Genomic DNA, 21,802 nt, shown 5'->3' with positions numbered 1-21,802 from the left:
ACATGTATCAGCGCGATTTTACCGCGGCCAAACCTCTCCTGACTGACGTAATCAACAACGGACCTTACCGCTTGGTAAGCTGCTATCACGATAATTTTAAAACTGCCACCGAAAACAACAGCGAATCGGTGCTGGAAGTCCAGAATTCGATAGCCGATGGCGGCAGCGGTCAGAATGGTAACTGGGGCGAGAACCTTAATTTCCCCTACAATGCCGGTCCGGGTGGTTGCTGCGGCTTTTACCAACCTTCGCAAAACCTGGTAAATGCCTTTAAAACCGACGCCAATGGCTTACCGTTATTAGACACTTATAACGATGTAGATGTTAAAAACGACGAAGGTTTAGCTGCTACAGCACCTTTTACGCCCCACGAAGGCAATCTGGATCCGCGCTTGGACTGGACCGTTGGCCGCCGGGGTATTCCGTTCTTAAACTGGGGCAATCATCCGGGCCGCACCTGGATTCGTGACCAGGCTTTTGCCGGACCTTATACCTCTATGAAGTATACTTTTTACCAGGGCGAAAATGCCGGTGCCGAGTCGACCAGAGCCAATGCGAATAACTACCGGTTAATTCGTTTTGCCGATATTTTATTGTTACGGGCGGAAGTGGCCGTAGAAGAAAATGACCTGGCTACCGCCCTTACCATTGTAAACCAAATCCGCGACCGGGCCGATAACTGTGTTGTTACCAAAGCCGATGGTACCCCGGCAGCCAATTATAAAGTTGGTTTGTACACGGCTTTTGCTAACCAGGAGTTTGCCCGCAAAGCCGTGCAGTTTGAGCGCCGCTTAGAATTAGCGATGGAAGGCCAACGGTTCTTCGATTTGGTACGGTGGGGCAATGCGGCCGAAGTGCTAAACCGCTATCTGGCCAAAGAAAGCACCAGAAGAACGTACTTAAACGGAGCTACTTTCGAGAAAGGCAAAGACGAATATTTCCCGATTCCGCAAACCCAAATTGATATTGTAGGTAGCAGTATTTTAAAGCAAAATCCGCTATAATATTCTTTAAACCTAGCTAATATTAAGAAAAAAGAGAGAGCACACTTACTGCTCTCTCTTTTTTTACTTACTTGTGCTGCCTTAACTTAAAATATCACCTATCTATGGCTTACATGGCTAGATAACCTTCCGTGCGGTTACGCTTGTAAGAAGTAAATTTATTTGGATGGAATTTATTGCTAAAAGCTTTTCTATTATTTTACTAATAGAAGAATTAGTATTTTAGAAGGGAAGAATTTTTAAATAAATTAAACCGAATTATTCATCTATTATATATTGCAGATAACCGGAATCAAGTGCTAATAACCGGAACAAATTCCGTTTATTCACTAGTTGGTAAAAATTATAATAAATGAAAACTATCCCCATTCTGCTATTAACTTTACTTGTCACGGTAATAACCTATGGTCAGAATGTTGATTTAAAATATGTGCATTCTTCGCTTAAGCAAGCAGTAAATGAATTAAATGCACAAGAGATAGAGACAATATTTATTTACCATTCCTATTGTATTGGTTGTGAAAGTAGGAATAGTACTGCAAATTGCAATGGTTTTATAGATGCAAGAATACTTTGGAAAAAACAAGGTAATTCTTATTCACAGGTAATATTCTGTGACGGAAGTAAAACCAAACCAGTATTAACTAACTCCATGGCTTTTGATTACTTCTTGAATAATGTAAATACTCTTACCGAAAGAAGGCCTCTGCCTAAAGGTAAATTCTATCCGCCCGTTCCTGTTCATCATTATGGAGAGGACTTTTATTTAGTTATAAAACAGAAATGGTATAATACGAACTTGCGGGAAACCAAAGAGAAAATAAACACTGGAAACAGTATAGCTGGATAGAACCAACAATTAAACTTTCTGACTTGAATAAAGCTGAAGTAAACAAAAAATAACTTTTACCAACACTGTGTATAACAAATCCTTGCTACGCTGCGGCTTGTCATACACGCGGCCCGTTGTGTGTCATTTTATAGATGAACAAAATCTTAATCATTTTAACATTAATAGTGAGCAGCTTTGGTTGCAGTCACAAAATGGAATATAAAGAATTTACCTCTGAGCAAGGCTGGTTTACAATTCAATTGCCTGACAACTGGGACGAGTTTGAGGATAATGAAGGGACTTACCTTTTCTATGACGCAGAAGATTGGAAAGGGAACTTCAGGATTACGCCTTTAAGATGGGACAATAAGAAGAAAAGAGACACAGTTCCTGAACTACTTGCAGAAGAACTTCAAGAGAAAAGCTCTAAGAAAGCTACGAAGGTTAAGCTTGGCGACTTTGGCTGTGTTTTCTACAAAGATTACTTCCTAGAAGAATCGGAAGAAGTTTTAACCTACAACTGGACTTTCGGCAGGGACAACACAATGTTTCTGGTTTCATACTCAACCGATAAAGAAAGGGAAGCAACTGAATCAAATAATGAAGAGCTGAAACAGATTGAATACATTATAAAGTCTCTAAAAATAAAATAAAAACGTCACACAACATTGTGCATAAGCCATGCTACGGCCGACGGCCTTGCACGCCTCATGCTCGAGACCGTTGGGTGTCATTATAAAAAATTAATAAATGAAAAAATATTTACTTGCTGTTGCTATAGCTACAACCATTATAAGCTGCAAACCTTCCCAAAGAATAACTCCTGTTGAAGCCGCCAATAAGCTTGGCCCTAATCCACACTTCATAATAGACGGAAAAGCATCTAATAAATCCGCAATGCAGACAATGGATGCGGAAGATGTTGCTTCGCTGACAGCATATTACGGCAAAGACGCTATGAACCGATACGGGGACAAAGCCAAGGACGGTGCAGTTGAGATTGAAACCAGAGCATTTGCTAAAGAAAAGTACCAAAAGGTGCTAAAAGAGGCAAGTAGTGAGTATAAGAGCCGACTTGAGACAGAAGGTGGGGACAGCAGTTTCCAATATATACTGAATGGAAAGCCCCTGACAGGAAACTACGCAGGCGACTTGGCTAGCATAACTCCTGACCTTCTGAAAGAAATCAAAATTATCGGAAGTGAGGAATTGAGTAGCAGTTACAATATAGCTGGGAAAGCAGTTGGGGTAGTCATTACTGCAAATCCATCTAAGAACCTTTATAATGGGAAGGAAAAGTTCAATCAAAAATAATTGTGCATAAGCCATGCCACGGCCGACGGCCTTGCACGCCTCATGCACGAGGTCGTTACAAAAAGCAATTAACCCCAACATATAACAAAAAAGAGCCTTTCGGCTCTCTTTGTAAATTTTCAATCCCGTTTACTCTTCAGCAACTTACGCAGTTCCGCCAGTTCGTCGCGGAATTTGGCGGCTTGCAAAAAGTCGAGTTCTTTCGCGGCTCCTTCCATTTGCTTTTCGGTTTTTTTGATGAGTTTTTCCAGCTCATCGCGCTTCATGTACTGAATAACCGGTTCGGCGGCCAGCGATACTTCTTCGGCATCCGGGCCGGCGTAAATTTTAACTTCTTTCCGGGCATCGGCTACCGAAGTTTGTACCAGAATTTCTTCTTTCGATTTGTACACCGTAGTAGGCGTAATGCCATGCTCCTCGTTGTAAGCCATCTGTACGGCCCGGCGGCGGTTTGTCTCGTCGATGGTGCGTTGCATAGAGCCAGTCATGCGGTCGGCGTACATAATCACTTTGCCCTGGCTGTTCCGGGCAGCCCTACCGGTAGTCTGGATGAGCGAGCGCTGGTCGCGCAGAAATCCTTCTTTATCGGCATCCAGAATAGCAACCAAAGATACCTCCGGTAAATCCAAGCCTTCGCGCAAGAGGTTAACGCCAATGAGTACATCTATATGGCCCAGGCGCAGTTCCCGCAATATTTCTACCCGGTCTAAAGATTTAATCTCGGAGTGAATATATTTTACCTTAATATTCAGCCGGTCCATGTACTTAGATAACTCTTCGGCCATGCGCTTGGTAAGGGTAGTTACCAGCACGCGGTCGCCCATTTTAATACGGTTGTCTATTTCGTCGAGCAAATCATCTACCTGGTTAATGCTGGGGCGTACTTCAATTTCGGGATCTAATAAGCCGGTAGGCCGGATAATCTGCTCTACTACTACCCCACCCGCTTTTTGCAATTCGTAATCGCCGGGTGTAGCGCTCACAAAAATGGTCTGATGCATCATCGACTCAAACTCATTAAACGTAAGCGGCCGGTTATCCATCGCCGAAGGTAACCGGAAGCCGTACTCAACGAGCTGGGTCTTGCGGGAACGGTCGCCGCCCCACATGGCCCGTACTTGCGGCGTGGTAACGTGGCTCTCGTCGATTACCATTAAAAAATCATCGGGGAAATAATCGAGCAAACAGAAAGGGCGGGCGCCGGGTTGCCGCCTATCGAAATAACGCGAGTAGTTCTCGATGCCGGAGCAATAGCCCAGTTCCCGAATCATTTCCAAATCGAACTCGGTCCGTTCTTTTATGCGCTTGGCTTCTTCTTCGCGAAATTCTTTTTGGAAGTAATTGTGCTGCGCCACCATATCGAACTGAATTTCCCGGATGGCCTGCTGCAACACATCCTGGCCAGTAACAAAAAGGTTGGCTGGGTACAAAGCAATGCTATCTTCTTCTTCAATTTTTTTACCGCTGGCCGGATCTATGCGCTGGATGGTTTCAATCTCATCGCCGAAGAAATAAATGCGGTAAGCGTGGTCGGCGTAAGCCGGGAAAATATCAACCGTATCGCCTTTTACCCGGAACGTACCGCGGGTAAATTCGGCTTCGGTGCGACTGTATAAAATCTGCACAAACTGGTACAGCAAATTATTGCGGCTCACGCGTGTGCCAGGTTTCAGAAAAATAACGTTTTTACCAAATTCTTCGGGGTTACCAATACCGTAAATACACGACACGGAGGCCACCACAACTACATCGCGCCGCCCCGACAGCAACGCCGAAGTACAGTGCAGCCGCAATTTTTCAATTTCTTCATTAATAGCTAAATCCTTCTCAATAAAGGTATTGGTAGAAGCAATGTACGCTTCGGGCTGGTAATAATCGTAATAAGAAATAAAATATTCGACGGAGTTATGCGGGAAGAAACTTTTAAACTCGCCGTATAACTGGGCCGCCAGGGTTTTGTTGTGGCAAAGCACCAAAGTAGGTTTTTTAACCTCCTGAATAACATTGGCCACCGTAAAAGTTTTACCCGTACCAGTAGCTCCCAAAAGTACCTGGGCTGGTTCGCCGTTGTTTACGCCTTCTACCAGTTGGGCAATAGCTTTGGGCTGGTCGCCGGTAGGCTGAAACTCCGATGTTAGTTTAAAATCCATGGAATAAATTTAAGGGAATCAGAATAAATTATAACAATTTATCCGGGTTAGTAGTTGCATTGGCTTTACTTTTTTGTTAGCTGGTTGTTTATTGTTGGTTATTGATTGTTGATGGCTAAGAGCTAACGACTAACTGCCAGAACTAAAAAAACCTGCTCAATAGTTAAGCAGGTTTAGTTATTCTATAAAAGAACAGTAAAGTTTTTTAAATATTGTTTTATTGGCCTAAGGTATAGCTCGAACTAAAAGCTACCCCAATTGTATAGGGCTTACCTCGGCCATTAGATAAATTTTCGGGTTGTGCGGCCAAGCTGTTCAGGTTTTGGGTGCCTTCCAGGCCGGCCCTCAAATTAATTGATTTTGAAATTTTGAATCCACGGCCAGCCGAAACAGTAGCCGCTACCTGCCAGGTCCGGAAAGGCGACTCGGTTTGCCCCTGAAATTTAATATCCGGCACTTTGGCCGAGCCTGATAAAACCTGGGCCTGCACCAACATATTCGTTAAAAAACCCACCGAGGCATAGTAAAAAGATTTGCGTTGGCTGGTTTGGTAATTTAACCGGACAGGAATACCAATTAACCGGTACCGGTACTGCGTTTCGAAAGTAGGCGTTTGCACCACCGTAGCGGTATTTAAATTTTCCGGCCCCGATAACGAAGCAATTAATGCCGTAGATGGCAAAACCACAATCGGGTCGAGGCTTTGTTTGGTATCGGTATTAACACCCGTGTAATTGTAACGGGCAGCCAGGTTGGTATTGCTAAACACGTAAGATGTATTAGAGTTGGCTATGTTTTGGGTATAATTAATACCGCTTTCCAGGCTCCAATGCTTATTTAAAGCATAACCCGCTACTACCCCGGTATTGTAAGAAAATCCCGGATTAGTATTGTTATCGAACTCATTTAAAGCCTGGGAGTAGCTGGGCGTAGCCGCATTGCTGGCATTAGGCGCATTAAACGATAAAGTAGGCGACGGCGCATTAACGTAACTGCCACTGCCCTGAGGCTCCAGTTGAATATTCTGGTTAAAATAATGCGGGGCGTATTTGGCGCTAAAACTCCAGCGACCCGTTTTATTTTTTTCGTTCTGTTCTGCCGATGATTCCGGGAGCATAGCCAACAGATTGGCGTTAGCATTTGTCGCAACGGGCATGGGTCTTACTTCAGCCAAAAGCGACACGCTGTTTACACCGGAATTAAGCGTGGGCACTACCGATTTTAAATTTCCGGTAAGTAAATCAGCATTTTCTTCGGTACTAACCGCGGTTGTGCTTACAGGGCCAGCCTCTGGCAAATTAGTTAATCTAGCCGTTACTTTATTATTTTTTGCCGGATTGTTTAATGCGATATATTCTGAAGCAGCTGTGTTATTTATATACGGTTCCCGCGTTTTATTCTTACGTAACCCATTTTCTTTTAAAGCTTTATTAGTTACAGATTTAGGAGGTTGCTGGGCCAATGCCGTAGCGGGTAAATCACCGGCCGACTGATTAGCCGCTGCTACCGAATTACCTGAAGGCGTTAGCACTTCGGGTCGAATAGCTGCTGGAGCATTACCAGCAACAGGCTGGTTTTGGGTAGTAGTTGTACTTTGTGCAATTGTGTTTTGGGAGGCTGGGGTAATATTTTTATCGTAATATAAATAACTAGCAGCGCATACTACTAAAAAGATACAGGCTGCCGCTAAGATCCGGTACCAGCCCAATCGCTCCCGGTAGTAACCGGCCTCTTTCGACCCCAGCCCTTGCTCGATGCGGTCCCACACCCTTTCCGAAGGTGTTACTTCCGCCTCTTCCAGGCTTGCCCGGAAAAGTTCTTCGAGGCTTTGGGGTTTATTTTTATCTGATAATTCTTTCATTGTACTTTTCTTCGTGACGTTCCAACATGTTTTTTAAAATTGCCCGCGCACGTGAATACTGACTTTTTGATGTTCCTTCCGAGATTTCTAACATGGTAGCGATCTCTTTATGCGAATATCCTTCTATGGCATATAGGTTAAATATAAGTTGGTACCGGGGAGCTAAACTCTGGATCATGGCCAGCAAATCTTCGTAAGCATACCCCGATAATATAAATTCCTCTTCCGGAATATTTTCTACTTTATCGGTTTCGGCCACCGAGCTTACGTACATTTTTTTGCGGTGATGCTTTAATGCCGTATTTACCATAATGCGCCTAATCCAAAACTCCAGTGGGCACTCTCCTTTAAAATTTTTAATATTTTCAAAAACTTTAACAAAGGCATCCTGTAAAATATCCTCGGCTTCGAAACTGGTTCGGGCATAACGCAAACAAACAGCCATCATTTTTTTAGCATACTGCTCATACAGTTGCTTTTGCACAGCACGTTTACCTGCTATGCACCCCTGCACCAGTTGTTGCTCTTCCGTAAGGCTGTTCTTAAAAAGTTTCAAGTATACTTGCGAATAATAGCCTGAGTTTGATCCTACACTCCCATGACCCTTAGGCACCTGGTTTGGTTGCAAGCTCAAAAAAATATTTTAAAATATATTCAAATATAAGCGATTAAACTGATTTGTGAAGGCGCTGCTTATACCTGAACTAAAGTTCCCGGCAAGAAATAACCAGGTTTCTCTAGGCAGTACAATTTATTAAAAATCAGCGACAAGCGTACTTATGTAAATGATTTAAATCAAACACATCAGCCATTCAGAACAAAGCCTTAATAAGATTTAACTATTCCAGATTTGCCAGGAAATTTCGGCCTGGAGGCAAAGCATTTCGTACCCGTTTTTGGTGTGGGCACCAGCCTCGCGGCCTTGCCGCAGAAATGCAGTTTCAGCGGGGTTATATACCAAATCGTATAAATAATGCTTTTGGGTAAGGGCGGCGTACGGAATAGCCGGAAAGGTTTCTATTTTTGGGTAAGTGCCCAGCGGGGTGGTATTTATAATTAAGGTATAATCAGCCAATAGGGCATTGGTTAGGTCCTGGTAACTGAGTTGGCCGGCTACCGGGGTGCGCGATACCAGTTTATAAGCAATATGCAGGTGTTCGAGCGCGGCCTGCACCGCTTTTGCCGCACCGCCGTTGCCCAATATTAAAGCTTTGGCGTTGGCATTTACTGGGTAAAAATTCTGCAACGACTGCATAAACCCCTGGTAATCGGAATTGTAGCCAACCGCTTTGCCGTTCTGGATTTTAATTACGTTTACGGCTCCTATTTTTTTAGCCTCGGCCTCAACATCGTCTAAATACGCTAAAACATTTTGCTTATGCGGCACCGTTACGTTTAAACCTTTCAGGTTGGGCACCTGCTGCAGCAATGCCGGCAAGGCGGTAATATCGGGCATTTCGTAGAGCTTGTAAGTACAGTCCTCAATATTTTCGGCGGCAAACTTCTGGCCGAAATATTTTTCAGAGAACGAATGTGTAAGCGGATACCCAATAAGACCAAAGGCTTTCACGTGATGCAAATAACTAATAATGAACAAGATTAAGCATTGCTACTACGGCTGGAGAGTTTATGCTTTACAAACTCGTACAGCGGCGGCAATACCGAAATAAGGATTATGGCAAATATAGCCAGCGTAAAGTTCTTTTTCACGGCCGGAATATTGCCAAAAAAGTAACCGGCACCCACAAATAAAACTACCCACAAAAAACCACCAATAATATTATAGGCAATAAATTTAGAATATTTCATGGTGCCTACTCCGGCCACAAACGGTGCAAACGTACGGATAATAGGAATAAAGCGGGCGAAAATAATGGTTTTGGCACCGTGTTTCTGGTAAAAATTCTGGGTTTTAAGCAAGTGTTCTTTTTTCAGGAAACGGTAATCGCGCCGGAAAACCTTAGGCCCAAAATAATCGCCGATGTAGTAATTTAAAGTATCGCCTAAAAAAGCGGCCACAAACAACAGCCCAATCAGGTAAAAAACATTAAAAGGTGCCGGCAAATGTTCGCCGTTGGCTGCCAGTTGCGGTGCCGCAAAAGCACCGGCGGCAAACAACAATGAGTCGCCGGGCAAAAAAGGCATAACCACCACCCCGGTTTCAACAAAAATTATCAGGAATAGAATTAAGTACGCCCAAACCCCGTAATCGGTTATTATTTGCGACAAGTGCACATCCAGATGCAGAAAAAAATCAATAAAATCGCGCAGTAGCTCCATGTTGGGCTATTAATTAGTTATAAGTTGTAAGTTAAAAGTAGTAAGTTTTGGTAATTGATATATGATTATCAAAATCAGCAAAAGAAATTATAAGGCCAAAAACAGGCGACATTTATGTAAAAAGATGGTATACGTAAATAGCTAATGTAGTTTTATATGTTACTTCATCAACTAACAACTTACTACTTAAAACTAATTACTTCAGGGTATTCATGTCCAGGAAGTGCAAAAAAGTATCGCCCCGCAACCCTAACCGGATGGTTTCTAAAGGCACTACCTCGCTGGGCGAAATATTACCTAAGTTTACGTTTGCACCTAATAATTTAATAAACCACACCTGTTGCTCTTTCTGGGGAGCTTCCCAGATAATTTTTTCGAAAGGGATTTTGGTAAGAATTTCTTCTACCAGGCCGCTTCTTACTTCGCCGGTTGATCTGAATAAACCCACGTTGCCGCCTTCGCGTGCTTCCCCAATTACTTTCCAGGAGCCGGCATCTAGCTCGTCCTGCATTAATTTAATCCATTTGTAAGGCGGAATAATTTTTTGGTCGTCTTTAGAACCTACTTCGGAAAGCACCGTTACCTGCTCTGCCAGTGTCCGGATGTATTCACACTTGGTTTCATGCGCCAACTCTATAGAGCCATCCGACACCTCGGCGTACTCCATTTTATATTTATCGAGGGTTCGCCGGTACTCATCAAACTGGTTACGGATTATAAAAGCTTCGAAGAGGGTCCCGCCAAAATATACCGGAATGCCGGCGGCTTGGTAAACATCTAATTTGCGTTGTAAGTTAGGTACTACGTAAGAGGTAGCCCAGCCCAACTTAACTATATCCACGTATTCGCCGGCTACTTCTATAAAGTTTTCTACTTCCTGAATGCTTAAGCCTTTATCCATGGCCATGGTATATCCTTTTTGGCGTGGTTTGGCATCCCGCTCAGGCAAGTGATTTAGCGTGTAATTCATCAAATAAAATCTATACTTAAATGGTTTTTTCTATTTTTAGTTTAAAATAGCTTGCTCTGTTATTTAATGCTCTGTAAAGTTAATACCCCTTTACCAAGCCTTTCAATTATTTGCGATATTGGTCTATCAGGCGGGCCAAAGCCTTCTGCGACTCCAATTCCGGAAAATATTCAAACAGCAGATAATGCTTTTCGAAGTCCAAAATTAATGCATTTTCGAGAAAGTTATAGGCTTCTTTGTATTTTCCTGCCGAAAGTAAATAAGCGCACATCCGGTAATGCAGTTCGGCTTCTTCGGGCTGTATTTCAATGGCGTTTTCCATGAGTTCAATGGCGCCTTCATAATTGCCTTGTTCGTAAAGCAAAATAGACCAGTTTAACCAGATATCTTTGTTGGCCGGCGCCAGTTCGCTGGCTTTTTCATAAGCTTCGGTACTCGATACAATATGCCCCACGTTATACTCGGCCGCCGCCAAGGCTAGCCAATAATCCGAACTATCGGGGTAAATGGTAGCCGCTTTCCGAAAAAAATGAACGGCTTCGAACCACTTGGCCTGGGCATTTAAAATAACGCCAATGCCAAACCAGGCTTCATCCATGGTGGGGTCCAGGTCAATGGCTTTCTGGTAAAATTTACGCGATAAGTCCCATTGCCGCAGCTTTTCGTAACATTCGCCAATGTTGCAATAAATCTCGGCCGACGGAGCATCATGCTCCATAGAAACCTGAAAATTATCAATAGCTTTGGCAAAATAGCCGAGGTGCACGTGGGTATTGGCCATTTGTAAGTAGCCATTGGCAAAATCGGCTTTTATAATAGTGGCGTACTCAAAAGCATTTAAGGCTTTTTCAAACTGTTCGAGCCGGAAATAAACCAGCCCCTGGTTGTACCAGGCTAAATGCGAGTACGGGTCGGCATCGATAAATTCCTGGAAATAAGGCAAGCTACTTTCTAACCCGCCAGTAATATCCAGGCAATACAACAGCTCGTGCATGCCCAATTCATTTTCGGGGTTAATTTTGAGGCACTGCTTGTAATATTTTATAGCCGATTTAAATTTACCCCAACTCTGGTACGTGAGCCCAATGTTAAAATAAATATCATCGCGGTCGGTGGTAGCTTCGGCAGCTTTCTTAAAAAAATCAATAGCGGTATGGTACTCGCCTTTTTGGGTATAAATAACCCCGCGGGTTACAAAAATATCGGCATTATCCGGATCTACCTGGGCTATTTCTTCGGTTAGTTGCAGCGCCTCTTCAAAATTGCCGCCCATCGCCAGCAACTGAGCTTTATCAATTAATAATTCCGTTGAGAACGGATACTGCCCCAAAGCGGCATTGCACGCTTCCAGGGCTTTGGTATAGTTTAAATTATTCGTATAGTGGTCAATTATTAATTCAAATTCAGATAAATCAAAAAATACAGCATGGTTATCTTTTACCATATTTTCAAATTTATGTATTAAATCCAACTGCTCATCTCTATCATCAAAATGTTCATCCATCGATCATTTTCTCCTTTCCGCTGCAAAAATACAGCTCCTTTTTCTAAAGGCAACCATCCTTATTTATTCGGCTCCAACAAAGCCGGATGGCTTTGTTTTAGTTCCTGGCAACACCAGGTAATGGTTTGCGCTAACGGTATAAACTCAAAACTGAGCCATGTTTTAATTTTTTCGTTGTTATAAACGTGTTTCTTTTTGGCAATACGTGCGGTTTCTTTCGTTATTAGGGGGCGTTTGCCCGTAAATACCGACCGCAACTGCTCGGCTCGCCATATTATTTCGGTCAAGAAATTTGGCACTTTAACCGATGGGCCTTTTTTATTCAGACAAACCGCTACCTGTTCAAAAAAAGATTTGTACGACAACAGCCCGGCATTTAAAATAAACCGTTCGGCAGTAATATCCGCAGCCATGAGCGCCAGCATGGCAGTTACTACATCCCGCACATCTACAAAATTCGCGCCGCCGTCGGTATAAAAGCGCGGCTCGTCGTAAACATATTTAAATAATTGCGTGCTGCTCCGGGTCCAATCGGCGGACGGACCCAGTACCACCGATGGATTTACAATAACGGCTTGTAAGCCTTCTGAGATGCCGCGCCATACCTCTAATTCGCCAAAATATTTTGAACTGGCATAAACCGAATGCGGCGAGTTGGGATCCCACTTGGTATTTTCGTTTAACAGGTCTTTGCCTTTTACCTGCCCAATAGCCGCTACTGAACTTACATGGCACAATTTTACCTGCGGGTTTTCGAGGCAGGCATTTACAATATTGGCCGTACCGGTAACATTTATTTCTTTTAGCAACGTGGCATCTTGCGGGGCATACGATACTAAACCGGCACAATGATATACCTGGTTAACCCCCTGCATAATTTGCCGAAGCAAATCGGTATCCAGAATATCGCCTTTAATCCATTCTATTTGCTGGCCCCTATTCCCGAATATAGTTGGAATTTCCTGCCGGTACAATACCTTAAGCTTGGCTCCTTCGGCCAGCAGCCGGCGGATTAAGAAACTACCAATCAGGCCTGTACCCCCGGTTACAAATATCATCGGCAAGAAATATTAAATTTAAAGTTGCGGATTTTGTAAAGGCAGGGCCAAAACTTTTTTGAAATAAGCAGTGGTTGCCGTTTTGGTTAAAGTTTGTAAATGCCGCAAGTGATGGGCATCGGTACCAATAAAACTAACGAGCTTTAAATCGGTTAACTTTTCGGCAACTTTGCGGGCGGCTTCGGAATAATACCCCGAGAGTGCGTTAATATTTACCTGAAATAATATACCTAATTCATGCATTTTGAGTAACTCATCGAAACGGTTGTACAGGTAGGTATATCGTTCGGGGTGCGCCAATACCGGCGTGTAGCCGGTGGTTTTGAGGGTAAATATTATTTCTTTAAAATTCAAAGGTTCGTTTATGTAAGAGGTTTCTACCAGCACATGGTTCTGGCCAAAGGTCAAGAGGGGTTCATCGGCTTTAACTTTATCCAAGAACCACTCGTCGAGGTAATATTCGGCCGCACAATCTAAAGTTATATCCCAACCTTTTTCTTTTACCGCGGTTTGCAGCAGGGCTAGCTTTTCGCGGATGCTACTGGGGGTATTCCGGTAAAAATCGCCCATAATATGGGGTGTCATAATTAATTTACGGAAGCCCAGGTCTTTTAAAACCGCTACCATTTCCAAAGATTTCTCCAGGGTATCGGCCCCGTCATCCAGCCCCGGCAACACGTGCGAGTGCATGTCTACGGCTACCGCAGCAAAGGGCGCTATTTGTTCTTTCCGGAATATATTTTTAAAAGCGGTCAGCATGATTACTACATAAATGTTCGTCTAAACCGCTTCCAGTAGCTTTCCTTAACTTCGTCGTCGTAGTAACTGTTGCCGTAACCATATCCGTAGCCGTAGCCATAGCCATAGCCATAGCCGGTTCCGCTGCTGCCGGCATCGTTCAGAATTACTGCGAGCCGTGTAAAATTATTTGTTTTCATAATCTTATTTATATTCTTCAGGAAGGATTTTTTGGAATAATCGGCCCTGACAATATAAATAGGAATATTGGCTTTGCGCATAATTAAAATACCATCGGTTACCAAACCTACCGGCGGCGTATCTACAATAATTACATCATAAATCTTATGTAATTCGGCCAGCATTTCATCGAACTGGGGATTTAAAATCAGCTCCGATGGGTTTGGCGGCGTTGGCCCGGCCGTAATAAAATGCAGGTTCGGGATAGACGATTCCTGAATACACTCTTCTACCGAGTGTTTATTTATTAAAATGGTACTGATACCAATGGTATTTTCAGCGTCGAAAGCCAGATTTACTTTGGGTTTGCGTAAATCTAAATCCAGAATAATTACTTTTTGGTTAGATAAGGCAATAATCCCCCCCAGATTTACCGCTACAAACGTTTTACCTTCGCCGCTAATGGTTGATGTAACTGATATTAGGCGCTTCTTTTTGGTACCGGCATTAATAAAATCCAGGTTTGTCCGGATAGAACGGATAGACTCGCTTATGGCCGATTTGGGATTTTTATCGACAATTAATTTAGAAACAGCGAGCTTTTCGCGGGTATAATGCGGCACCACTCCCAATACCGAAGCACGCGTATTACGCTCTATTTCGCTTACATTGGTAACGGTATTATGCATAAAATACCGGCCGGCAATCAGGCCAATACCCAGAAACAAGCCGCTGGCTAAACCAATGGCATAAATCATTATCCGGTTAGGCGATATGGGTTCGGAAGGCAAAGAAGCTGGGGCCAGAATCTGGAAATCGGCCACGGTACCAGCCTGCGAAATACCTAATTCAATTTTTTTATCGAGTAAAGTTAAATAAGTGCCTTCATATAAACTAAAAGGCCGTGCCAAACGTACCCGCTCGGTTTCTTTCTGCGGCATGGTTTGCAACTTGCCTTCAATGACGCCGATGCTGGTATTAATGGTAGCCGCTTCTTTTTCGAGTAACTCTATATTTTGCTCCAGCAGTTTATTTACCGCGTCTTTGGTAAAAATCATTTCTTTCTGATACCGCTTTACAGCTTCGGTAGAGTCTTTGTAAGAACGTTTAAGCAATTTATAATATAATTGCAATCTGCTTAACTCCGCAATGCGTTGACTCAGTTCCTGATCTTCTACAGCTTTAAGGGAAGGAATTACCTGCTCCAGTTCATCTTCCGGGCTATCTTCCTGGGTATTGCGGTTTACCAGCCGGGCCACATCCTTAATTAACTCTATTTGGGTATTTAATTTTTCGCGGGCGGCATTCAGGTTCTCCAGCTTGGCCAGTTGTGTACCCACTTCGGCTTTAATATCATAGGTCCGGTTCTGGCGCACAAAACTTTCCATATTCTCTTCGGACCGTTGCAGATTGTTTTCGGTTTCTTTAAGCAACTGGTCCAGGAACTTTTGCCTTTGGGTGGTAGCTAAATTTTTCTGATGAATCTTTTGCTCCAGGTAAGCGGTATCAATTTCGGTTACAATGTCGCGGGCTTTGGTCGGGTTGAAGTCGGTAAATAAAATATTGATGGTGTGGGCCTCCGGGTTGGCTATTTCTACCGATAAATTCTGATTCAAATAATTGTTTAAAGCGCCATCGCTGTTAATCACGAAAAAATAATTGCCGTCTGGCAACTCCTGCGTAAAATTGCTGGTAGGGTACAGGGTTAAAGTAAGACCATTCAAAGTCACTTTTTCGCCAAAATTGTATTCTCCGGAAAACTCTTCGGTACCCAGCAAATAACTTAACCGGTATTTCTGGGGACTTAAAAACTTAACGTAAAAATTAAGGTTATAAAAACGCTCGTCCTGCATTTCGAATTTTACTTTAAACGGCGCATTTTTATACAACTCTTCGCTTAAAACTTTGCCTTCGGCAAAATAACTTACCGACAGGTTTAACCTTTTTTTCAGGTATTCATAAATCAGGTTGGATTTAATAATTTCTACTTCGCCGGAAAGCGAGGCCATAGCCTGCTGGGCACCGGCTGCTTCGCCCACTGCTCCGCCCAAACCCAGCGCACCCGCCTGCGATTGCTCATCTATTTTTAAAGTAGACGATGATTTATATATTGGTTTGGTGTAACGCAAATACGTATAAGCCGCTCCTAAACCCAATAAAATGAGCAATAGTACCCAGATCAGACTTTTGCGGGCCACTACCAATAAAGTAACCAAATCTACATCTGGTCCGCCTTCTTCTTCTACTTCGGTATCGCTAATTCTGCTGTTTACTTCTTCCAGATCAGCGAATTTATCTATTGCCATTAATGAGCTTGTAATTTAAATTTAAGGTTGCAAAACCTAACTATTATTTAGAACTACTTTAAGTTATTAATTAACAAAATAGTTGTTATTACGGTAGTAGCTGTACCCAACAATGTACTTACAATGGGCGCAACATCGCGGAAGACCTCAAAGAATAACCGCTGATTGGGTTCTATGTAAATTACGTCGTTCGGTTCTATGTGCAGGTTAGCCTGTTTTAAACCTTCTATGGTAGTTAAATCTACGACTTGCACAATAGGGTCGTGGTTCATATAATCCCGGATAATTTTAATTTTATTTGCCCGCCCATACGATTGCCCATTACCACTTCCCCCGCCTACGCCGCCAGCCATGGCAATTACTTCCAGCAGGTTCATGTTATCATTATACATCTGAATAACCTGTCCGCCGGGAGACCCTAACACAAAAACCCGGTTGTTGGTTACCTGGGTAGTTACGAAAGGATCTACGTAATAGGATTTCTCATAAAGCGTCTGCAACAAACTATCGGCTTGCAACAAGGTAAGCCCCATTAATTTAACGTTTCCTACAATTGGCAACTTAACAAGGCCATTGTATTGCACCAGATATTGGGTATAACCATATTGGTTATTTTGTCCGCCACCCCGGTTATTCTGATTACCAGTTCCTGGACGGGTGCCACCTATACCTCCGCCACCCGGAGCACCAAAAGGCAACTCGCCATTGGGGTCAAGAATCCGTTCGCCTTTATTTGTATAAACCCGTACATCTAAATAATCGTTCGGCTGAATAATGTAATTACGTTCTACCTGGGCCAACGACTGCCGCAACTTATCGGTATTTACGTTGCCAGTGTCCCGGAACATAATATTCTGATTGTAAGTGCGGCAAGAATAAAAAGAAAGGGCAAAAAGAAATAGTATCAGGCGAGGTAGGTTATTCCGAAAATTAGCTTGCATTCATTACAAGAGAAAAAGTTACAGATAATTTTTACTGCGTAATTAAATTAACAAAAACGTGTGCAAAGTAAAACAAAATCAGGCGGGTATCAAAAGATATTCTGAACCAGCCTGATTAATCATAAACGTATTTACGCAAAAATATTATTCGGCACGCGCTATACCCAAAATATTTACAGGCTTATACCTGTTACTACCGCTCTTTTCCAACACTTTACCGTAAAAGCCTAAACCGTTTACCCCATGTTAAAGCCAGAACTATTTTTATTTTATGCAATTAAATAAAACAGAAAACCAGGAAATGATTGCCCAGATGGTTCGGGATTTTGGTGCCCGCAACATAAAACCTTATATGATGGAATGGGACGAGAACCAGGAATTTCCGGTAAGCGTTTTTAAGCAACTCGGCGAATTAGGATTGATGGGGGTACTGGTGCCCGAAAGTTACGGCGGCTCCGGCTTTGGCTATCCGGAATATGTAACGGCTATTGCCGAATTGGCCAAAATAGATGGTTCTATCGGGTTATCAATGGCGGCACATAATTCTTTGTGTACGGGTCATATTTTACAATTTGGAAATGAAACGCAAAAAAAGCAGTGGCTACCCAAACTGTCCTCGGCCGAATGGATTGGAGCGTGGGGCCTAACCGAACCTAACACGGGCTCTGATGCTGGCAATATGCGCACCGTAGCCGAGCCCGACGGCGATTACTTTATTTTAAACGGCGCTAAAAACTTTATTACCCACGGCAAATCAGGCAATATTGCCGTAGTTATTGCCCGTACCGGCGAAGTAGGCGACTCGCACGGCATGACGGCTTTTGTAATTGAAAAACCCCGTCCGGGCTTTACCCATGGCCGCAAAGAAAACAAACTGGGCATGCGGGCCTCCGAAACCACCGAACTGATTTTGCAGGATTGTCGGGTACACAAAGATAATATTCTGGGCCAGGTTGGCGATGGCTTTGTGCAATCTATGCAGGTGTTGGATGGTGGCCGGATTTCTATTGCGGCTTTGAGTTTGGGTATTGCCCAGGGAGCTTACGAAGCAGCACTGGCTTATGCGCAGCAACGGCAGCAGTTTAACAAACCCATTGCCCAATACCAAGCCATCTCTTTTAAGCTAGCCGATATTGCTACCGAAATTGAAGCTGCGGCCTTGCTAACTTACCGGGCGGCTGACCTGAAAAACCGTGGCTACAATGTAACCAAAGAATCAGCTATGGCTAAATATTACGCCTCAGAAGTGGCTGTAAGAGCTGCTACCGAAGCCGTACAAATATTTGGCGGCTACGGCTACACCAAAGACTATCCCGCTGAAAAGTATTACCGCGATGCCAAACTATGTACCATTGGCGAAGGCACCTCCGAAATACAGAAAATGGTTATAGCCCGCGAAATATTAAAATAAAGGATTCTAGAAACAGGGGCACTTCAACTTAAATTCAAGAAGCATTTTAAGATAATTTTCAACTAATTAGAAAAAGAAATATAAAACTTTTCGCTTGACTTTAGGTATTTATTAATTAAATTTGCAGTCCTGAAAAATACATAAAAATTAAACATGATAATTGTTAACGTAAAAGATAACGAGTCGGTAGACAGAGCTCTTAAAAGATTTAAGAAAAAATTTGAAAGAACCGGCGTTCTGAAAGAATTACGCGCCCGTACTTATTTTGAGAAACCTTCTGTTTCTAAAAAAAGACAGAGAGAAAGAGCTGTTTACAAGCAACAACTTTTCGCGAACGAAAATTACTAGTATTTAATTACTAGCTTTAATAGTATTATTCCATAAATTAGTGCTTGTGTTTAACGCACAACCACTGGTTTATGGAATTATTTTTTAAATACCTGCAGTTTGAAAAGCGCTACAGCCCGCATACGTTGCTGTCTTACCAAACTGATTTAGGTCAATTCTCGGCTTTTTTAGCTGATACTTACCAGATTACCGATCCGGCCGAAGCCGACCACCACATCCTGCGTTCCTGGATTGTATCTTTGGTTTAGAAGAACCTGGATAGCCGCACCATTAACCGTAAAATTGCCTGTTTACGTTCTTACTACAAATTTTTACTGGTACAGGAACGTATAACCCAAAATCCTACCCTTCGGCTTAAACCGCCTAAAACATCTAAAAAATTGCCGGCCTTTGTACCAGAAGCAACCTTTAACAATTTTCTGGATGCATTTGCCTTTACCGACGATTTTGAAGGCCAGCGCGACAAATTAGTTCTTGAATTTCTATACGGCACCGGAATCCGGCTGGCCGAGCTTATTGGCATTGCCGAGACGGATATTAATGATAGTAATAAAACAGTAAAAGTAACCGGTAAAGGCAATAAAGAAAGAATAATTCCGATTAACCAAACCTTGCTCGCCAGTCTCGAATACTATCGGCAAAAGAAAAAAAACGAATTTCCGGATAACTATCCGCCAAAACTGTTCGTTACTACTAAGGCGCTTCCGCTTTATCCGAAGCTGGTTTATAGAATTGTGAAGAAACACTTGAGCTTGGTTACTACCTCGGAACATGCCAGTCCGCACGTATTGCGGCATTCCTTTGCGACCCATTTATTAAACAATGGTGCCGATTTGAATGCCATTAAAGATTTGCTAGGGCATACCAGTTTGGCCGCCACCCAAGTATATACCCATAATTCTATCGAAAAGCTAAAATCCATTTTTGATAAAGCGCATCCCAAAGCATAAGTTCAACCTAAATTTTAACAACTATGAAGCTACAGATGTATTCCATCCACTTCGATGCCGACCAATCCCTGCTTGATTTTATTCAAAACAAATTAAACAAGCTCGATACTTTTTACGACCGTATTGTGGATGGGGAAGTTTTTCTGCGCCTGGATAATAATAATGGAATAACAAATAAAATAGTAGAGGTAAAACTGTTTGTACCGGGGTCTACCCTCTTTACCAAAACTGAATCGAATACTTTTGAAAACGCCACCGACGAAGCTCTGGCTACTTTAACCCGGCAAATAAAAAAGTACAAAGAAAAGCTAACGGCTCATTAAACCAATATTTAAATTACCTGCTGCCGCTAAATGGTAGCGCCGGCAGGTAAATATTTATTTCTAGATTAAGCAAAAACAAAGCGGCCCGGCTAAATAATAGCCGGGCCGCTTTGTTTTATAATAAATCCGCTCAATACTATAGGTTAAAGGCGGCTTTTATCTGGTCAATATAATCTAGTTTTTCCCAGGTAAATAATTCTACTTCTACTTCGCGGGTGTCGCCGTTGGCACCAGAAAAAGTTTTGGTTACGGTTTCGTTTTTACGACCCATGTGGCCGTAAGCAGCGGTTTCGGAATAAATAGGGTTCCGTAATTTCAGGCGGGTTTCAATGCCGTAAGGCGTCATATCAAATATTTCGCTTACTTTCTGCGCTATTTCGCCGTCGCTGAGCTGTACTTTGGCCGTACCGTTGGTGGTTACGTAAATACCCATCGGGTCTTTAACCCCAATGGCGTAAGAAACCTGCACCAATATTTCGTCGGCAATGCCGGCAGCCACCATGTTTTTGGCAATGTGGCGGGTAGCATAAGCCGCGGAGCGGTCTACTTTAGAAGGGTCTTTACCTGAAAAAGCACCACCGCCGTGGGCACCTTTACCGCCGTAAGTATCTACAATAATTTTACGGCCGGTTAGGCCAGTATCGCCGTGCGGACCACCAATTACAAATTTACCGGTAGGGTTTATATGGTATTTAATTTCGTCGGTAAATAAAGGCTGCAACTCAGGCTTAAGCTGGCTTTTTACCCGCGGAATTAAAATATTAATGATATCGGCCTGAATTTTTTGCTGCATGGCTTCTTCGCTGTCGAAGTCGTCGTGCTGCGTAGATACAACAATAGAATCTATCCGGATGGGTTTGTGATCATCGCTGTACTCAATCGTTACCTGCGATTTGGCATCGGGACGCAGGTAAGTAATATCAGAATTTTCGCGCCGGATAGCCGCCAGTTCAATTAATATTTTGTGGGCCAAATCTAAAGCCAACGGCATATAATTGTCGGTTTCGGCGGTAGCATAGCCAAACATCATTCCTTGGTCGCCGGCACCTTGCTCCTGCTTGTTTACCCGGTCAACGCCTTGGTTAATATCCGCTGACTGTTCGTGAATAGCCGACAGCACACCGCAAGAGTTCGCCTCAAACATGTATTCCGATTTGGTATAGCCAATTTTACGGATTACTTCCCGGGCAATTTTCTGTACATCTAAATACGTTTGCGATTTAACTTCGCCGGCCAGAATTACTTGTCCGGTAGTAACCAAGGTTTCGCAAGCTACTTTAGAGTCGGCATCCCACGCTAAAAAATTATCAATAAGCGCATCCGAAATCTGGTCGGCAACTTTATCCGGGTGCCCTTCGGAAACTGATTCAGAGGTAAACAAATACGGCATTCTATTAAATATTTTAAAATGAAGTCTGGTTAAAATTGTTGCAAAGCTAAAACAATTCCGGAATAGATAAAATTATATTTAAAATTATATATATTACCTTTTTTAGCCTTTTTACCGCACTTGCCCGGATAAACTAAACCATAATGTTTTTTAGCCAATACAGCACTAAAAACCTTAATCGCCCTCTTGAAAACAATCTTCACTAATACATTGAAAGCCATCAATATAGCTTAAAAATCCGG

The 21,802-nt window shown here is 42.9% G+C and carries 21 protein-coding genes; 9 read left to right on the top strand and 12 right to left on the bottom strand.

The features are described from left to right. The 4 genes from ACO1R6_RS11770 to ACO1R6_RS11755 all read left to right on the top strand — a co-directional run. Positions 1 to 1,004: RagB/SusD family nutrient uptake outer membrane protein (locus ACO1R6_RS11770; protein ID WP_486264969.1), on the top strand; the 1,004-nt coding region annotated here is incomplete at its 5' end. A gap of 352 nt (positions 1,005 to 1,356) precedes the next feature. Continuing rightward, on the top strand, positions 1,357 to 1,854 hold the full coding sequence (locus tag ACO1R6_RS11765) for a hypothetical protein (RefSeq protein ID WP_486264968.1): 498 nt from the start codon (positions 1,357 to 1,359) through the stop codon (positions 1,852 to 1,854). 134 nt (positions 1,855 to 1,988) lie between these two features. Beyond that, positions 1,989 to 2,489 (top strand): DUF3805 domain-containing protein, encoded by a 501-nt coding sequence (locus ACO1R6_RS11760; protein ID WP_486264966.1) that lies wholly within the window; start codon positions 1,989 to 1,991, stop codon positions 2,487 to 2,489. Positions 2,490 to 2,586: 97 nt separating this feature from the next. After that, complete coding sequence (locus ACO1R6_RS11755; RefSeq protein ID WP_486264964.1) at positions 2,587 to 3,150, top strand: hypothetical protein; 564 nt, start codon at positions 2,587 to 2,589, stop codon at positions 3,148 to 3,150. 119 nt (positions 3,151 to 3,269) lie between these two features. Here ACO1R6_RS11755 and uvrB read toward each other — a convergent pair whose 3' ends face one another. From uvrB to ACO1R6_RS11700, 11 genes are all read right to left on the bottom strand, one after another. Then, complete coding sequence (gene uvrB / locus ACO1R6_RS11750) at positions 3,270 to 5,300, bottom strand: excinuclease ABC subunit UvrB (RefSeq protein WP_486264962.1); 2,031 nt, start codon at positions 5,298 to 5,300, stop codon at positions 3,270 to 3,272. 217 nt (positions 5,301 to 5,517) lie between these two features. Further along, positions 5,518 to 7,161 carry an outer membrane beta-barrel protein gene (locus tag ACO1R6_RS11745; protein ID WP_486264960.1) on the bottom strand — a complete coding sequence of 548 codons (1,644 nt, stop codon included), beginning with the start codon at positions 7,159 to 7,161 and terminating at the stop codon, positions 5,518 to 5,520. After that, complete coding sequence (locus ACO1R6_RS11740; protein WP_486264959.1) at positions 7,142 to 7,717, bottom strand: RNA polymerase sigma factor; 576 nt, start codon at positions 7,715 to 7,717, stop codon at positions 7,142 to 7,144. The genes ACO1R6_RS11745 and ACO1R6_RS11740 overlap by 20 nt, the downstream gene beginning before the upstream one ends. A gap of 279 nt (positions 7,718 to 7,996) precedes the next feature. Beyond that, the gene (locus tag ACO1R6_RS11735) at positions 7,997 to 8,758 is read right to left on the bottom strand and encodes a shikimate dehydrogenase family protein (protein WP_486264956.1); all 762 of its coding nucleotides are present in this window, start codon (positions 8,756 to 8,758) and stop codon (positions 7,997 to 7,999) included. 2 nt (positions 8,759 to 8,760) lie between these two features. Further along, positions 8,761 to 9,441, bottom strand: a complete 681-nt coding sequence (locus ACO1R6_RS11730) for a DedA family protein (RefSeq protein WP_486264954.1) — start codon at positions 9,439 to 9,441, stop codon at positions 8,761 to 8,763. 196 nt (positions 9,442 to 9,637) lie between these two features. Next, the gene (locus ACO1R6_RS11725; protein ID WP_486264953.1) at positions 9,638 to 10,411 is read right to left on the bottom strand and encodes a phosphosulfolactate synthase; all 774 of its coding nucleotides are present in this window, start codon (positions 10,409 to 10,411) and stop codon (positions 9,638 to 9,640) included. A 106-nt stretch (positions 10,412 to 10,517) separates the two neighbouring features. Continuing rightward, positions 10,518 to 11,915, bottom strand: a complete 1,398-nt coding sequence (locus tag ACO1R6_RS11720) for a tetratricopeptide repeat protein (RefSeq protein WP_486264951.1) — start codon at positions 11,913 to 11,915, stop codon at positions 10,518 to 10,520. Positions 11,916 to 11,974: 59 nt separating this feature from the next. After that, positions 11,975 to 12,973 carry an NAD-dependent epimerase/dehydratase family protein gene (locus ACO1R6_RS11715; RefSeq protein ID WP_486264949.1) on the bottom strand — a complete coding sequence of 333 codons (999 nt, stop codon included), beginning with the start codon at positions 12,971 to 12,973 and terminating at the stop codon, positions 11,975 to 11,977. Between the two features lie 18 nt (positions 12,974 to 12,991). Continuing rightward, the gene (locus tag ACO1R6_RS11710; RefSeq protein ID WP_486264947.1) at positions 12,992 to 13,732 is read right to left on the bottom strand and encodes a tyrosine-protein phosphatase; all 741 of its coding nucleotides are present in this window, start codon (positions 13,730 to 13,732) and stop codon (positions 12,992 to 12,994) included. Positions 13,733 to 13,737: 5 nt separating this feature from the next. Then, complete coding sequence (locus tag ACO1R6_RS11705; RefSeq protein ID WP_486264945.1) at positions 13,738 to 16,197, bottom strand: polysaccharide biosynthesis tyrosine autokinase; 2,460 nt, start codon at positions 16,195 to 16,197, stop codon at positions 13,738 to 13,740. Between the two features lie 53 nt (positions 16,198 to 16,250). After that, positions 16,251 to 17,045, bottom strand: a complete 795-nt coding sequence (locus ACO1R6_RS11700) for a polysaccharide biosynthesis/export family protein (RefSeq protein ID WP_486264943.1) — start codon at positions 17,043 to 17,045, stop codon at positions 16,251 to 16,253. Positions 17,046 to 17,409: 364 nt separating this feature from the next. Between ACO1R6_RS11700 and ACO1R6_RS11695 the strand changes: the two genes are divergently transcribed. The 5 genes from ACO1R6_RS11695 to hpf all read left to right on the top strand — a co-directional run bounded on the left by ACO1R6_RS11695 (position 17,410) and on the right by hpf (position 20,170). Further along, a complete protein-coding gene (locus ACO1R6_RS11695) occupies positions 17,410 to 18,549 on the top strand; it encodes an acyl-CoA dehydrogenase family protein (protein WP_486264942.1) in 1,140 nt (379 codons plus the stop codon). 153 nt (positions 18,550 to 18,702) lie between these two features. Continuing rightward, positions 18,703 to 18,897: a 30S ribosomal protein S21 gene (rpsU, locus tag ACO1R6_RS11690; RefSeq protein WP_486264940.1), complete on the top strand. Its 195-nt coding sequence runs from the start codon at positions 18,703 to 18,705 to the stop codon at positions 18,895 to 18,897. Positions 18,898 to 18,968: 71 nt separating this feature from the next. Beyond that, positions 18,969 to 19,145: a site-specific integrase gene (locus ACO1R6_RS11685; RefSeq protein ID WP_486264939.1), complete on the top strand. Its 177-nt coding sequence runs from the start codon at positions 18,969 to 18,971 to the stop codon at positions 19,143 to 19,145. A 132-nt stretch (positions 19,146 to 19,277) separates the two neighbouring features. Beyond that, positions 19,278 to 19,847, top strand: a complete 570-nt coding sequence (locus ACO1R6_RS11680) for a tyrosine-type recombinase/integrase (RefSeq protein ID WP_486264937.1) — start codon at positions 19,278 to 19,280, stop codon at positions 19,845 to 19,847. 23 nt (positions 19,848 to 19,870) lie between these two features. Beyond that, complete coding sequence (hpf, locus tag ACO1R6_RS11675) at positions 19,871 to 20,170, top strand: ribosome hibernation-promoting factor, HPF/YfiA family (RefSeq protein WP_486264935.1); 300 nt, start codon at positions 19,871 to 19,873, stop codon at positions 20,168 to 20,170. 136 nt (positions 20,171 to 20,306) lie between these two features. Here hpf and metK read toward each other — a convergent pair whose 3' ends face one another. Beyond that, positions 20,307 to 21,560: a methionine adenosyltransferase gene (gene metK / locus ACO1R6_RS11670; RefSeq protein WP_486264934.1), complete on the bottom strand. Its 1,254-nt coding sequence runs from the start codon at positions 21,558 to 21,560 to the stop codon at positions 20,307 to 20,309. Between the last annotated feature and the right edge of the window lie 242 nt (positions 21,561 to 21,802).

The sequence above is a fragment of the Adhaeribacter sp. genome (genome assembly GCF_057359045.1).
This window is presented reverse-complemented; position numbering and strand designations above follow the sequence as displayed.

What these genes read in the sequence shown, in the direction of transcription:
- ACO1R6_RS11765 (WP_486264968.1), top strand. Translation starts at nt 1,357, where the DNA reads ATGAAAACTATCCCCATTCTGCTATTAACTTTACTTGTCACGGTAATA.
- ACO1R6_RS11760 (WP_486264966.1), top strand. Translation starts at nt 1,989, where the DNA reads ATGAACAAAATCTTAATCATTTTAACATTAATAGTGAGCAGCTTTGGT.
- ACO1R6_RS11755 (WP_486264964.1), top strand. Translation starts at nt 2,587, where the DNA reads ATGAAAAAATATTTACTTGCTGTTGCTATAGCTACAACCATTATAAGC.
- uvrB (WP_486264962.1), bottom strand. Translation starts at nt 5,300, where the DNA reads ATGGATTTTAAACTAACATCGGAGTTTCAGCCTACCGGCGACCAGCCC.
- ACO1R6_RS11745 (WP_486264960.1), bottom strand. Translation starts at nt 7,161, where the DNA reads ATGAAAGAATTATCAGATAAAAATAAACCCCAAAGCCTCGAAGAACTT.
- ACO1R6_RS11730 (WP_486264954.1), bottom strand. Translation starts at nt 9,441, where the DNA reads ATGGAGCTACTGCGCGATTTTATTGATTTTTTTCTGCATCTGGATGTG.
- ACO1R6_RS11725 (WP_486264953.1), bottom strand. Translation starts at nt 10,411, where the DNA reads ATGAATTACACGCTAAATCACTTGCCTGAGCGGGATGCCAAACCACGC.
- ACO1R6_RS11720 (WP_486264951.1), bottom strand. Translation starts at nt 11,915, where the DNA reads ATGGATGAACATTTTGATGATAGAGATGAGCAGTTGGATTTAATACAT.
- ACO1R6_RS11715 (WP_486264949.1), bottom strand. Translation starts at nt 12,973, where the DNA reads ATGATATTTGTAACCGGGGGTACAGGCCTGATTGGTAGTTTCTTAATC.
- ACO1R6_RS11710 (WP_486264947.1), bottom strand. Translation starts at nt 13,732, where the DNA reads ATGCTGACCGCTTTTAAAAATATATTCCGGAAAGAACAAATAGCGCCC.
- ACO1R6_RS11705 (WP_486264945.1), bottom strand. Translation starts at nt 16,197, where the DNA reads ATGGCAATAGATAAATTCGCTGATCTGGAAGAAGTAAACAGCAGAATT.
- ACO1R6_RS11700 (WP_486264943.1), bottom strand. Translation starts at nt 17,045, where the DNA reads ATGTTCCGGGACACTGGCAACGTAAATACCGATAAGTTGCGGCAGTCG.
- ACO1R6_RS11695 (WP_486264942.1), top strand. Translation starts at nt 17,410, where the DNA reads ATGCAATTAAATAAAACAGAAAACCAGGAAATGATTGCCCAGATGGTT.
- rpsU (WP_486264940.1), top strand. Translation starts at nt 18,703, where the DNA reads ATGATAATTGTTAACGTAAAAGATAACGAGTCGGTAGACAGAGCTCTT.
- ACO1R6_RS11685 (WP_486264939.1), top strand. Translation starts at nt 18,969, where the DNA reads ATGGAATTATTTTTTAAATACCTGCAGTTTGAAAAGCGCTACAGCCCG.
- hpf (WP_486264935.1), top strand. Translation starts at nt 19,871, where the DNA reads ATGAAGCTACAGATGTATTCCATCCACTTCGATGCCGACCAATCCCTG.
- metK (WP_486264934.1), bottom strand. Translation starts at nt 21,560, where the DNA reads ATGCCGTATTTGTTTACCTCTGAATCAGTTTCCGAAGGGCACCCGGAT.